This window comes from Flexivirga oryzae, from assembly GCF_014190805.1.
GTDB lineage: Bacteria > Actinomycetota > Actinomycetes > Actinomycetales > Dermatophilaceae > Flexivirga > Flexivirga oryzae.
This window is the reverse complement of record NZ_JACHVQ010000001.1, coordinates 293,472-307,639: the sequence shown is the minus strand read 5'-3', so window position 1 is coordinate 307,639 and position 14,168 is coordinate 293,472. Positions and strand designations below refer to the sequence as shown.

Genomic DNA, 14,168 nt, shown 5'->3' with positions numbered 1-14,168 from the left:
TGCCGACCGACAGGAGGACGAAATCGGGCGGATTTCGTACTCCGGTGGGACCGGATGTGCTCCTCTCGGTCGGCGGGGATCAGGCGTTGGCGACGAGTCCCAGCTCGGCGACGTTCGCCAGCCCGGCGTGGCGCGGCAGGACGCGGACGCTGTAGCCGAAGGCTCCGCCGCGCACCAGCGTCAGGGTGCCCTCGAACCTCGCGCGGCCGTCGCCCAGGTCCGCCACCGGGTAGAGCTCGGTGGTGTCGACGTCGTGCAACTCGTCGCTCTCGCTCGCCCGGCCGTGGACGACCTGCACCAGGACCTGGTCGGGTCGCAGCCCGGCGAGCGCGACATACGCCCGCACGGTGAGCTTGTCGCCGATCAGCGGGGTGTCGGTGACGCCGTCGGCCTCGACGTGTTCGATCCGCAGCCCGGGGAACGCTTCCTGGGCCCGGCCGACGTATGCCGCCAGGTCCTTCGCGAGCGCGAAGTCGTCGTCGGCCGCGGCGCGTCCGGCGATCGCCGCAGGCGTGTAGAGCCTGGTCGTGTAGTCGCGCACCATCCGGGTCGCCAGGACCTTCGGGCCCAACACGCTCAGGGTGTGCTCGACCATCTCCACCCAGCGCTGCGGCACGCCCTCGGCGTCCACGTCGTAGAAGCGCACCGCCACCTGCGACTCGATCAGGTCGTAGAGGGCTGCCGCCTCCAGGTCGTCACGCCGGTCCGGGTCCATCGTCGAGGACTCGGTGCCGTGCGCCGGGTCCGCGGACGGGATCGCCCAGCCGTTGCTGCCGTCGAACCACTCGTCCCACCAGCCGTCCAGGATCGACAGGTTGAGCGCGCCGTTGAGCGCGGCCTTCATGCCGGACGTGCCGGAGGCCTCGTAGGGCCGCAGCGGGTTGTTCAGCCACACGTCGACGCCGGGCATCAGCGTCTGCGCCATCCGCATGTCGTAGTTGGGCAGGAAGACGATCCGGTGCCGCAGCTCCGGGTCGTCGGTGAACTGCACCATCTCCTGGATCAGCTTCTTGCCGGTCTCGTCGGCCGGGTGCGACTTGCCCGCGATGACCAGCTGGACGGGGCGTTCGGGGTCCAGCAGCAGCTTCTTGAGCCGCTCCGGGTCGCGCAGCATCAGGGTCAGGCGCTTGTATGTCGGCACCCGACGCGCGAAGCCGATCGTCAGCACGTCGGGGTCCAGCAGATCCGCGATCCAGCCGAGCTCGGCGTGGCTCGCGCCGCGGGTCTGCGCGGAGGCGCGCATCCGCTTGCGCACGTCCTCCACCAGTTGCTCGCGCAGTTCGCGCTTGACCGCCCACAGCTCCCCGCGCGGGACGCGCCCGATGCGCTCCCAGCCGATGGCCTCACGCACGTCGGTGTCGCCGAGGTACTTGCGGCCCAGCGCGATGACCCGCCAGTCCATCCAGGTCGGGGCGTGAACACCATTGGTGATGCTGGTGATCGGCACCTCGTCGTCGTCGAACCCGGGCCACAGCACGTCGAACATCGAACGGCTGACCGCTCCGTGCAGCTGCGAGACGCCGTTGCTGCGCTGCGCCATCCGCAGACCCATCAGGGCCATGTTGAAGATGCCCTGCTGGCCGCCCTCGTAGTCCTCGGCGCCGAACGGCAGGATCGCGTCGACCGGGACACCCGGCAGCTCGGCGGTGCCGCTGAAGTGGGTGTGCACCAGCTGCGCGTCGAACCGGTCGATGCCCGCCGGGACCGGGGTGTGGGTGGTGAAGACGTTGCTCGCCCGGACGGCGCGGCGGGCCTGCTCGAAGTCGAGCCCGTGGCCGGTGACCAGCTCGCTGATCCGCTCCAGCGACAGGAAGCCGGCGTGGCCCTCGTTGCAGTGGTAGACCTCCGGGGCGGGCGCGCCGGTCAGCCGGCTCCAGACCCGCAGCGCACGCACGCCGCCAATGCCGAGCAGCATCTCCTGCTGCAGCCGCTGGTCGCCGCCGCCGCCGTAGAGGCGCGCGGTGAGCTCCCGCGCGGAGTCGTCGTTGGCCTCCACGTCGGAGTCGAGCAGCAGCAGCGGCACCCGGCCGACCTGGGCCCGCCATACCCGCGCGTGCAGCGTGCGGCCCTCGGGCAGCGCCAGCGTGACGTCCACCGGGGTGCCGTCCTCCTCGCGCAGCAGGGTCAGCGGGACGTCGTCGGGGTCCAGCAGGGGGTAGTTCTCCAGCTGCCAGCCGTCGGCGGACAGCTGCTGACTGAAGTAGCCCTCCTTGTAGAAGAGGCCGACACCGACGATCGGCACCCCGAGGTCGCTGGCCGACTTCAGGTGGTCGCCGGCCAGGATGCCCAGGCCACCGGAGTACTGCGGCAGCACGTGGGTGATGCCGAACTCGGCGCTGAAATAGGCGATCGACGCCGGCGCGGGCTGCTCGCCGGAGAACTGGTCGTACCACGCCGGGGCGGTGAGGTATGTCGACAAGCCGCGTGCCGCGTCGTGCACGCGGCCGACGAACTCCCCGTCCGCAGCGAGCGCCTCCAGGCGTTGCGGGGTGAGGCCGGCCAGCAGCGCCACCGGGTCGCCGTGCACCGCCTCCCAGACCGACGGGTCCATGTCCCGGAAGAGGTCACGGGTGCGGCGGTGCCAGGACCAACGCAGGTTGGTCGCGAGGTCCGACAACGGGGCCAGCGGCTCGGGCAGCGCGGTGCGGACATTGAAACGACGAATGGCTCTCACGGGAGTGAATCGTAGGGGCGCACGGCGCTGACGCGAATTCGACCGGATGCTGGTCACCCGCCGATCCGGACACCGGGGGCCAACAGGTGTCCCTGTCGGCCCCGGATCTTGTAGCGTCGCTCAGGTGACTGAAACGCAGCCGACGTCGCCCACGGTGCCGACCACCGGCACGACCGCCATTGCGGCAGCCGTGCCGTCCCGACCGGTCGGGCGGATCCCGTCCCTCGACGTCCGCCCAGCCGTCGGAGACGGTGACTTCCCCACGAAATCCGTTGTCGGAGAGTCGTTCGCGGTCACTGCAACCGTCTTCCGGGAGGGGCACGACGCCGTCAACGCGTCGGTTGCCGTCACCGACCCGGACGGCGAAGTCAGCCAGGTGCCGATGCGGTGCACCAATCCGGGCCTGGACACCTGGATCGCCACGATCAGCGCCGACCGTCCCGGTATGTGGTCCTACTGTGTCGAGGGCTGGTCCGATCCCTACGCCACCTGGGCCCACGACGCCGTGATCAAGATCGCAGCCGACGTCGACACCGAGGTGATGCTCGAGGAGGGCGCCCGGTTGCTGGAGCGGGCCGTCGACTCGGTCGACCACACCCCGGACGACACGCGCACGCTGCAGGCCGCGATCACCGGGTTGCGGGATGCCGACGAGGAGCCGGGCACCCGGATCTCGGCGGGCACCTCGGCGGCGGTGCGCCACATCATGACCAGCACGCCGTTGCGCGACGCGGTGACGCCGGGCACGTCATACAGCTGGTGGGTGGAGCGGGAACGCGCGCTCTACGGCGCGTGGTACGAGATCTTCCCACGCAGCGAGGGAGCTCACCTCGACCCCGAGACCGGCACGTGGTTCACCGGCACGCTGCGGACCGCGGCGCAGCGGTTGCCCGCCATCGCGGGGATGGGCTTCGACGTGGTCTACCTGACACCGGTCCACCCGATCGGGCAGACCAACCGCAAGGGCCCCAACAACACGCTCGTCGCGGGACCGGACGACCCGGGGTCGCCGTACGCCATCGGCAGCGCGGACGGCGGGCACGACGCGATCCACCCCGATCTGGGCACCTTCGACGACTTCGACGCGTTCGTGGCGGCCGCGCGCGAGCAGGGCCTGGAGGTCGCGCTCGACCTGGCGCTGCAGTGCGCCCCCGACCACCCGTGGGTCACCTCGCATCCCGAGTGGTTCACCACCCGCGCCGACGGATCGATCGCGTACGCCGAGAACCCGCCGAAGAAGTACCAGGACATCTACCCGCTCAACTTCGACAACGACCCGGACGGCATCTACGCCGAGGTCCGGCGCGTGGTCCAGGTGTGGATCGACCACGGCGTCACGATCTTCCGGGTCGACAACCCGCACACCAAGCCGGTGGAGTTCTGGCAGTGGCTGATCAGTGATGTGGCCGCCGCACATCCGGACATCATCTGGCTGGCCGAGGCGTTCACCCGCCCGGCGATGATGGCGACGCTGGCGAAGGTGGGATTCCAGCAGAGTTACACCTATTACGCATGGCGCAACGAGGCGCCCGAACTGCGCGAGTATGTCGAGGAGCTGGCGCGCGACTCCGCGCCGTACATGCGACCCAGCTTCTGGCCGACGACCCACGACATCCTCACTCCTTACATGCAGTACGGCGGGCCGACGGCGTGGAAGCTGCGCGCAGCGCTCGCGGCGACGCTGTCACCCACGTACGGCATCTACGCGGGGTACGAGCTGATCGAGCACGTGGCGCGCCCCGGCGCCGAGGAGCAGATCGACAACGAGAAGTACCAGTACAAGGACCGCGAGTGGTCCCGCTACGAGGCCGGCGGCGACCGTGAGGGCCAGTCCCTGGCACCGTTCCTCACTCGTCTCAACGAGATTCGCGCCCAGCACCCCGCGCTGCACTGGCTGCGCAACATCACCTTCCACCACGTGGACGACCAGCAGATGCTGGCCTTCTCCAAGAAGCACGGCGACGACGTGATCATCGTGGTCGCCAACACCGACCCACACGCCACCCGAGAGTCCACCGTGCGGCTCGACATGGGTGCGCTGGGGCTGGCGCAGCACGACGGGTTCGTCGCACACGACCTGCTCAGCGACGCCAGCTGGCGGTGGGGCGCCGACAACTACGTGCGGCTCGGACCGGACACCGAGCCGTTGCACATCGTCCATCTCCGGAGGTTCTGAAGCACCGTGACGACAGTAGGTTTCAACCTTCCGCAGCCCGGCCTGCGGCACGACCCGCAGTGGTTCCGCAAGGCGGTCTTCTACGAGGTCCTGGTGCGCGCCTTCGGGGACTCGACGGGCAACGGGTCGGGTGACTTCACCGGCCTGATCAACCGGCTGGACTACTTGCAGTGGTTGGGCATCGACGCCCTGTGGATCCCGCCGTTCTACGCCTCACCGCTGCGCGACGGCGGCTACGACATCGCCGACTACAAGGCGGTGCTGCCCGAGTTCGGCACGCTGCCGGAGTTCACCGAGCTGGTCTCCCAGGCGCACGCGCGCGGCATCCGCATCATCACCGACCTGGTCATCAACCACACCAGCGACCAGCATCCGTGGTTCCAGGCGTCGCGCTCGGACCCCGAGGGCCCCTACGGCGACTACTACATGTGGTCCGACACCGACGAGCTGTACGCCGACGCCCGCATCATCTTCGTCGACACCGAGGTGTCCAACTGGACCTTCGACCCGGTGCGCCGGCAGTTCTTCTGGCACCGCTTCTTCTCGCACCAGCCGGACCTCAACTTCGAGAACGGAGCAGTGCACGAGGAGATCTTCGACATCGTCCGGTTCTGGATGGACCTCGGCATCGACGGATTCCGTCTGGACGCCATCCCCTACCTCTACATCGAGGAGGGTCACAACGGCGAGAACCACCCGAAGACACATGAATTCATCGCCAAACTGCGTGCGATGGTCGACGAGGAGTACCCCGGCCGGATGCTGCTGGCCGAGGCGAACCAGATGCCCGACGAGGTGGTGGACTACTTCGGCACCGAGGAGGCCCCCGAGTGCCACATGTGCTTCCACTTCCCGATCATGCCGCGGCTGTACTACGCACTGCGCGACGAGAAGGCGACCCGCATCAACGAGGTGATGGCCGAGACGCCGCCGATCCCGCGCGGCGGGCAGTGGGGCACGTTCCTGCGCAACCACGACGAGCTGACGCTGGAGATGGTCACTCCGGAGGAGCGCGCCGCGATGTACGGCTGGTACGCCCCGGACCCGCGGATGCGCGCCAACGTGGGCATCCGGCGCCGTCTCGCGACCCTGCTGGACAACTCGCGCGCCGAGACCGAGCTGATCAACGCCCTGTTGCTGTCCCTGCCGGGATCCCCGTGCTTGTACTACGGCGACGAGATCGGCATGGGCGACAACATCTGGCTGCCGGACCGCGACGCGGTCCGCACCCCGATGCAGTGGACACCGGACCGCAACGCTGGGTTCTCCACCTCCGATCCCGGAAAGCTCTACCTGCCAATCATTTCCAGCCTCGTCTACCACTTCAACAATGTGAACGTCGAGGCTCAGATGGGGTCCAGCGCGTCCTTGCTGCACTGGACCCGCGAGATGCTCGCCATCCGCAAGCAGTACCCCGTGTTCGGGCTGGGTGACTACCGGCCGGTGGAGGCGGACAACGACGCCGTGCTGGCCTTCACCCGCACGATCCATCCGGACGACGACCCGGATGACGAGATCGCGACCCGCACGGTGCTGTGCATCAACAACGTGTCCAGCCGGCCCCAGTCGGTGACCATCTCGCTGCCCGCCGACCTGGCCGACGCGAAGCTGCGCGACCTCTTCGGCGGAGCCCATTTCCCTGCGGTCGGCCCGGACGGCACCGCCACCTTCACGCTCGGGTCGCGCGACTTCTTCTGGCTCGCGGTGCGGCCGGGGTCGGCGGGCTGACCCATGGCGATCATCCATGCCGGGGCGAGCCTGAAACCCACCAAACTGGAGCTGTTGCAGGGCTGGATCGGCGACCGCCGCTGGTATGGCGGTAAAGGCAGCCGGCCGCACCTGGAGCTGCGGGGCAGTTACCGCTTCGACGACCCGGACGGCGAGGTCGGCGTCGAGATCCTCCTGGTGACGGACACGTCCGGGCCGGAGCCGGTCCTCTACCAGGTGCCGCTCACCTACCGCAGCGCACCGCTGGACGGCGCCGCCGAGGCACTCGTCGGGGAGATGCAGCACTCCGCGCTCGGCAACCGCTTCGTCTACGACGGCTGCCACGACCCGGTGTTCGTGCGCGCGCTGTTACGCGCGATGGTCACCGGTGGTCGGCAGGCCGAACTCGAGACGCACGACGTGACGACGGGTGAGGTCGGGCACCGCGAGTCGACGGTGACCGTGCGCGGCAGTGGTCACCGGCACTCCTCGGTCCCGGCGGTCACTGCGTCCCGGGTGCTGTCGGGTGAACAGTCCAACACCTCGATCATCGTGGACGTGGCCGACGACGATCCGTTGATCATCAAGGTGTTTCGCGTCGTGCACGCGGGTGACAACCCTGACGTCACCCTGCAGACCGCGCTCACCGCAGCGGGCAGCGAGCAGGTGCCGCGGATGGTCGCATCGCTCCGGGGCGACTGGCCGGCACCCCACGACAGCGATGGCCGAGCCACCACCCACGACGGCCGAGCCACCACCAGCGATGGCCGAGCTTGTCGAGGTCACCTCGCCTTCGCGCAGGAGTTCTTCCCGGGCGTGCGCGACGCCTGGCGGGAGGCGCTCGACGCGGCGACCGCTGACCGCTCGTTCGTGACGTCGGCGCACGCGCTCGGTGCCGCGACGGCGCAGGTGCACGCGCAGCTGGCGCAGGCGCTGCCCACCGCGCCGAGCACCGCCGAAACCGTTGCGGCGCAACTGGACACCATGCGCCGGCGTTTCGGGTCCGCGGTGCACGCCGTGCCGGAGCTTGGCTCCGACCAGGCTGCGTTCGAGGCGCTGCTGGACCGGGCGACCGACGCGAACTGGCCGGCACTGCAACGCATCCACGGCGACTACCACCTCGGCCAGGTGCTGGACGTGCCCGGCCGTGGCTGGGTGCTGCTGGACTTCGAGGGTGAGCCGTTGCGCCCGCTGCCGGAGCGCAACGAGCTCGACACCCCGCTGCGGGACATCGCAGGCATGTTGCGGTCGTTCGACTACGCCGCCGGCTCGGTCGAACAGGACGACCCGGCAGTCTCCCGGCGGGACTGGGCGACGCAGTCTCGCGAGGCCTTCCTCGCCGGGTACGCCGCGCAGAGCGAGACCGAGCTCGCGGCATACCAGGAGCTCATCGAGCTCTTCGAGGTGGACAAGGCGGCCTACGAGGTCGTCTACGAGGCACGCAACCGGCCCGACTGGCTGGACATCCCGCGCAGTGCGATCCATCGGCTGTTGCCGACGACGAGGAGCGACCAGATGAGCGATCAGGACAACGGCAGTACGGCCCCGTCGACTGCGTTACGTCAGGAGACCGCCGACGAACTGCTCGCCGGGCGGTACGGCGACCCGCACCGGCTCCTCGGCCCCCACACCGACGGATCCACCGCACTGGTGCGGGTATTCCGTCCACTCGCCCGCACCGTCCAGGTGCAGCTGCCCGACGGCTCACGCACCGACCTGGGCCACGACTACGAGGGCCTGTGGAGCGGCACGCTGCCGGGTGCGGAGGTGCCCGACTACCGCGTCGTGACGACGTACGACGACGGGGTCGAACACGTGACGGACGACCCCTACCGCTTCCTGCCCACCCTGGGCGAGATGGACCTGCACCTGATCGCGGAAGGCCGCCACGAGCAGCTGTGGACTGTGCTGGGCGCACACGTGCGACGCTACGAGAGCCCGCAGGGCACCGTGCACGGCACGTCGTTCGCGGTGTGGGCGCCGGGCGCGCGTGGCGTCCGCCTGGTCGGCGACTTCAACACCTGGAACGCGCAAGGACACCCGATGCGCCGGTTGAACGGCGGGGTGTGGGAGCTGTTCGTGCCGGGAGTCGGTGCAGGCACGCGGTACAAGTTCGACATCCTCGGCCCCGACGGCATCTGGCGGGAGAAGGCCGACCCGCTGGCCCGGAAGGCGGAGATCGCGCCCGCGACGGCGTCGGTGGTCACCGAGTCGTCCTACGAGTGGGGTGACGCCGACTGGCTGCAGCAGCGTTCTACGACGCATGCCCACCAACGCCCGATGAGCGTCTACGAGGTCCATCCGATGTCGTGGCGGCAGGGCAAGTCCTGGCGCGATCTGGCATCCGAACTCGTCTCGTACGTCTCGGAGCTCGGCTTCAGCCACGTCGAGTTCATGCCGGTGATGGAGCACCCCTACCCGCCGTCCTGGGGCTACCACGTGACCGGCTACTACGCGCCCAATTCGCGTCTGGGCGACCCGGACGACTTCCGGTTCCTAGTCGACGCGCTGCACCGGGCCGGCATCGGCGTCATCCTGGACTGGGTGCCCGGACACTTCGCCACCGACGAATGGGCGCTGGCCCGCTTCGACGGCACCGCACTCTACGAGCACCCCGACCCACGACGCGGCTGGCACCCCGAATGGGGTTCGTACATCTTCGATTTCGGCCGCCCCCAGGTGCGCAACTTCCTGGTCGCGAACGCAATCTACTGGATGCAGGAGTTCCACGCGGACGGCCTGCGGGTCGACGGCGTGGCGTCCATGCTCTACCTCGACTACTCACGCAACGAGGGCGAATGGCTGCCGAACCGGCACGGCGGCCGGGAGAACCTCGAGGCGGTGCAGCTCCTGCAGGAGACCAACGCCACGGCATACCGGAGGATGCCCGGCACGTTCATGGTGGCCGAGGAGTCCACCTCCTGGCCGGGCGTCACCAAACCGACCAGCGCCGACGGTCTGGGCTTCGGCTTCAAGTGGAACATGGGCTGGATGCACGACACGCTGGATTACGTTGCGCAGCAACCGATCTACCGACGATTCCACCACGACGAGCTGACCTTCTCGCTGGTCTACGCATGGAGCGAGCAGTTCGTGCTGCCGATCAGCCACGACGAGGTCGTCCACGGCAAGGGGTCCCTGCTGCGCAAGATGCCCGGCAACCGGTGGGAGCAGCTCGCCGGTGTCCGCGCGTTCCTCGCGAACATGTGGGGGCACCCCGGCAAGCAGTTGCTCTTCATGGGTTGTGAGTTCGCGCAGGAGTCGGAGTGGGCGGACGGCCGCAGCCTCGACTGGTGGTTGCTGGATCAGCCGGCGCATCGGGGTGTCGCCGAGCTGGTGGTGGATCTCAACCGGATCTACAAGGATCACCCCGCGTTGTGGATGCACGATCACGATCCCAGCGGTTTCCAGTGGATCGACGCCAACAACCGGGACGCGAACCTCTTCTCCTACCTGCGTTTCGAGAACCCCGAGCGCACCGGCGACGTCATCGCGGCGGTGATCAACTTCAGCGGCTCCGAGGCCCGTGACGTGCGCATCGGGCTGCCCCGCGCCGGTCGCTGGACCGAGGCGCTCAACACCGACGCGGAGCGGTACGGCGGGGCGAACCGCGGCAACCTCGGTGGAGTGACCGCGGACGCCGTACCGGAGCACGGGCAGGAGTTCTCGGCGGTGATGACGGTTCCACCGCTCTCCGCGATCTGGTTCGTGCCCGAGGCGTCCACGCCCGAGTAGCCGGCGACGACCAAGGGCGCCACCCGGACCAGCCGGGTGGCGCCCCCAGTTCCGTGGGCGGTGCAGGAAGCTACTTGCGCAGGGCCTTCACGAACGCCTTCGTCGAGGTCGGCACCCCCAAGCCGGTCAGGTTGTCGTAGCCCTTCTCGGACGTGAGGGTCTGGTCCTGGACCTGCTGGGAGTTGACACCCACCGTGGTGAGCACGCTGACCAGCGAGCCGCTGCTGGTCAGCATGGTGGCCTTCACCTCGAATCCGTGCTTGAACTGGTTGCCCTTCACGTCGGTCAGGCCGGCATGCCCTTTGCTGTAGATGATCGGGTTGAGGAAACCGACGCGCTTGCCGGTCAACGCGACCGTCCCGGCGGTCCACGGCGACGACCAGCTCGTGCCGCCGATCTTGCCGAGCGTGAAGTTGCCGGTGTCCGGGTCGTGGTAGCCGATCAGGTAACCGGTGTAGGGATCACCGGCTCCCGCCAGATCCGGATAGGCACGGTGCGGGTCCACGCCGGTGAACCGCGTCGGGACGACACCCTGCTGGTAGTACGGCTCCTCGTGCACCTGGCTGACGCCGCCGCCTCCGCCGTACCGGTAGGTCCATGCACCCCAGGCATCGTTCGCCTGGATGCTGCGCGAGGTGTTCCACGCCTGCTCCCACAGGACCTTCGAGCCCTTGGCGTTGCCGGTCGCGAGGGAGGTGCCGCCCACGGCGGTGATCCAGGGGTTGGCGGCCGGGTAGTCCGCGGACGGCGGGTTTTCCTGCTGGTTGCCCAGGGTGTTGTCGCCGTAGTCCCCCGAGGAGAACAGCACCGAGATGCCCTGCGCTGCCGCCTGCATGAAGACCGCGCTGTAGGCGTCGTTGCTCGCCGGATCGTCGACCTCGCCGCCGCCCCACGAGTTGGTGATCACGTCGACCTTGTTGCCGTCGACGAGCGCGTGCAGTGAGACCAGGAGCGCATCGTCGAACGGCCGGGAAGCCGCCGAATAGACGATCTTGGCGTCCGGTGCCGCACCATGGATCGACTGCACGTCCAGGGCCTGCTCCTCGTTGACACCGCCCGATGCCAGGTCGTCGCAGTAAGTGGAGTCGAATCCACCGGCGGGGAGCAGCACCTGCAGCTGGTTCTTCCGCAACTGCTGATAGCCGAGATCCTTGGCCCACGTGTTGGTGTCGTCCTTGATGCGGGGGTCGTTGCACCAGAGGGTGATGCCGACCTTCATCCCCTTCCCGGTGTTCTGCACCTTGGTGATCCCGCGCGCGGCCTGCATCTGCTGCGGGGTGTATCCGCACAGGCTGCCCGCCTGCACCCCCTTCAGCGGCGTCTTCGCCTTCGGGATGGAGGGCAGGTGGTACTGCCCGTAGTACGACGAGCACGCATCGCTCGCACCGGATTTCGCGTTCGGTTTGGCGCCGAGCGCGGCGAGGCTGCGAACGTTCTTCCGGCTCGCGGTGGTCTCGTTGGTTCGCACGTTCGTGGTGTGCAACTGGCGTGAGTGGTCCAACCCGATGACGCCCGAGATCACCCCGACACTGCTCGGGACCGTGACGGCCTTCGCGGGAGCGGTGAAGGTGCGCCCGCCGGCGGTGTAGGACCGCATCGTGGTGCCGAACGCCTTGTTGACTGCGGCGACCGTCCCGGTCACCTCGACGTAGCTGCGGCTCGAGGACACGGCGCCGGGCTTCAGACCCTGGCTGCGCAACCATTGCAACGCTTTCGCCACGTCGGTCGTGCTCGCGGCATACCTGCGGGTGAACTGCGCGGCGGACAGATAGTGGCCGTGCAGCGCGCTGTGCGGGTCGGACACGGCCCTGACGAACCCGGCCGCGCCCGCCTCGTCGCGCAGTTTGAACGTGACGATGAAACTGGTCGTCTGCCGGGCCGCGGCGGCGCCGAGCGAACGCCCGGGATCCTGCACGGCGTGCGCGACGACCTTGCGACCCGAATCGGAGTGGCTTGCGGCAGCGAGCGCCGGACTGCCGATTGCACCTGCGGCGAGGGTGACGGCGCCGAGCAGGGCGATCTGTGTGCGCATCGAATTTCCTTCCTGGGGACCGGCGGTCACGGTGGTGAGCCGCCTGGCCACAAGCTAGTGACGCGGCGTTGCCCTATGGGGTTAGCGAGCCGATCGATTGTCAGGAACTCGTCACCGCGCTCCCAGGAGCGACGTTTCGTCATCGCGATCCCGGCACCGCACGACCCGATCCCGTGGCAGGCTGTTTCCATGACTCCCCAGAACGCGAGCCGAGCCGGACAACCTGCAGCTGCCAGCGACCTGGTCGACGTGCCCCATCTGGTCGCGAGCTACTACGAGATCGAGCCGGATCCCGAAAACATCGACCAACAGGTTGTTTTCGGCACATCGGGACATCGGGGTTCGTCGCTGAAGGCCGCGTTCAATCAGGCACACATCCTGGCGACCACGCAGGCCATCGTCGACTACCGGCGCTCGCAGGGGTATGACGGGCCGCTGTTCATCGGTCGCGACACCCACGGGCTGTCCGAGCCGGCGTGGTGCTCGGCCCTGGAGGTCCTGGCGGCGAACGATGTGCAGGTCCTGGTCGACAGTGCCGACGGTTACACACCGACACCGGCGGTGTCGCACGCGATCCTGCGCGCCAACAAGGGACGCACAACCGGTTCCGGCCTTGCCGACGGAATCGTCGTGACGCCGTCGCACAACCCGCCCACCGACGGCGGTTTCAAGTACAACCCACCGCACGGCGGGCCGGCCGACAGCGACGCGACCAAGGTGATCGCGCAGACGGCGAACGACTACCTGCGCGGCGCTCTGCAAGGCGTCCAGCGGGTCCCGTTCGCCCGGGCCCGGGCTGCGGCGGGTTCCTATGACTTCCAGAGCAACTACGTCGAGGACCTGGTCAACCTGGTCGACGTCGCGGCGATCAAGTCTGCCGGCGTCCGTATCGGTGCGGACCCGCTCGGCGGTGCCTCGGTCGCCTACTGGGGCGCGATCGCGGACCACTTCGGGCTCGACCTCACGGTCGTCAACCCGCTCGTCGATCCCACCTGGCGCTTCATGACGCTGGACTGGGACGAGAAGATCCGGATGGACTGCTCGTCGCCGTACGCCATGGCCTCGCTGATCGACAAGCGGGACGTCTACGACCTGGCGACCGGCAACGACGCCGACTCCGACCGGCACGGCATCGTCACACCCGATGCCGGTCTGATGAACCCCAATCACTATCTGGCGGTGGCCATCCAGTATCTCTACGGCGGGGCACGGCCGGGCTGGTCGTCGCGCCGGGTGGGCAAGACCCTCGTGTCGTCGTCCATGATCGACCGGGTGGTCGCCTCGATCGGTGCCGACCTGTGGGAGGTGCCGGTCGGCTTCAAGTGGTTCGTGCCCGGGCTGCTCGACGGCAGTGTCGGTTTCGGCGGGGAGGAGTCTGCCGGCGCGTCGTTCCTGCGGACCGACGGGAGCGTCTGGACCACGGATAAGGACGGCATCGCGCTCGCCCTGCTGGCCTCGGAGATCCTCGCCCGCACCGGTGAGACACCGAGCCAGCACTACGCGAAACTCGTTGCTGAGCACGGCGATCCGGCATACGCACGCATCGACGCACCCGCGAACCGTGAGCAGAAGGCCAAGCTGGCAGCGCTGTCCCCCGACGACGTCACCTCCACGTCCCTCGCGGGCCAGCAGATCTCCGCGAAACTCACCCGGGCCCCGGGCAACGACGCGCCGATCGGCGGGCTCAAGGTCGTGACGCAGGACGCCTGGTTCGCTGCGCGACCGTCGGGCACCGAGGACGTCTACAAGATCTACGCCGAATCCTTCCGGGGCACCGATCATCTCGCGCAGGTGCAGACCGAGGCCAAGGAGATCGTCGCGGCGGCGCTCGGCGGATGAGCCGC

Annotated in this window: 6 protein-coding genes; 4 read left to right on the top strand and 2 right to left on the bottom strand. The window is 68.7% G+C overall.

Annotation, left to right across the window (positions count from 1 at the left end):
* Window positions 1-79 precede the first annotated feature (79 nt).
* Window positions 80-2,674 (bottom strand): alpha-glucan family phosphorylase, encoded by a 2,595-nt coding sequence (glgP, locus tag FHU39_RS01425; RefSeq protein WP_183318299.1) that lies wholly within the window; start codon window positions 2,672-2,674, stop codon window positions 80-82.
* 124 nt (window positions 2,675-2,798) lie between these two features.
* On the opposite strand from glgP, the gene FHU39_RS01420 reads away from it, so the two are divergent.
* The 3 genes from FHU39_RS01420 to glgB are packed head-to-tail and all read left to right on the top strand — an operon-like array spanning window position 2,799 to window position 10,292.
* A complete protein-coding gene (locus FHU39_RS01420; RefSeq protein WP_425484748.1) occupies window positions 2,799-4,850 on the top strand; it encodes an alpha-1,4-glucan--maltose-1-phosphate maltosyltransferase in 2,052 nt (683 codons plus the stop codon).
* A 6-nt stretch (window positions 4,851-4,856) separates the two neighbouring features.
* Window positions 4,857-6,578 carry a maltose alpha-D-glucosyltransferase gene (gene treS / locus FHU39_RS01415; RefSeq protein WP_183318295.1) on the top strand — a complete coding sequence of 574 codons (1,722 nt, stop codon included), beginning with the start codon at window positions 4,857-4,859 and terminating at the stop codon, window positions 6,576-6,578.
* A gap of 3 nt (window positions 6,579-6,581) precedes the next feature.
* Window positions 6,582-10,292 carry a 1,4-alpha-glucan branching protein GlgB gene (gene glgB / locus FHU39_RS01410; RefSeq protein ID WP_183318294.1) on the top strand — a complete coding sequence of 1,237 codons (3,711 nt, stop codon included), beginning with the start codon at window positions 6,582-6,584 and terminating at the stop codon, window positions 10,290-10,292.
* A 70-nt stretch (window positions 10,293-10,362) separates the two neighbouring features.
* Here glgB and FHU39_RS01405 read toward each other — a convergent pair whose 3' ends face one another.
* Window positions 10,363-12,324 (bottom strand): S53 family peptidase, encoded by a 1,962-nt coding sequence (locus FHU39_RS01405; RefSeq protein WP_183318292.1) that lies wholly within the window; start codon window positions 12,322-12,324, stop codon window positions 10,363-10,365.
* A gap of 189 nt (window positions 12,325-12,513) precedes the next feature.
* On the opposite strand from FHU39_RS01405, the gene pgm reads away from it, so the two are divergent.
* Entirely contained in the window at window positions 12,514-14,163 is a 1,650-nt protein-coding gene (pgm, locus tag FHU39_RS01400) for a phosphoglucomutase (alpha-D-glucose-1,6-bisphosphate-dependent) (RefSeq protein ID WP_183318290.1), read from the top strand.
* Window positions 14,164-14,168 lie beyond the last annotated feature (5 nt).

What these genes read in the sequence shown, in the direction of transcription:
- glgB (WP_183318294.1), top strand. Translation starts at nt 6,582, where the DNA reads ATGGCGATCATCCATGCCGGGGCGAGCCTGAAACCCACCAAACTGGAG.
- pgm (WP_183318290.1), top strand. Translation starts at nt 12,514, where the DNA reads ATGACTCCCCAGAACGCGAGCCGAGCCGGACAACCTGCAGCTGCCAGC.
- FHU39_RS01405 (WP_183318292.1), bottom strand. Translation starts at nt 12,324, where the DNA reads ATGCGCACACAGATCGCCCTGCTCGGCGCCGTCACCCTCGCCGCAGGT.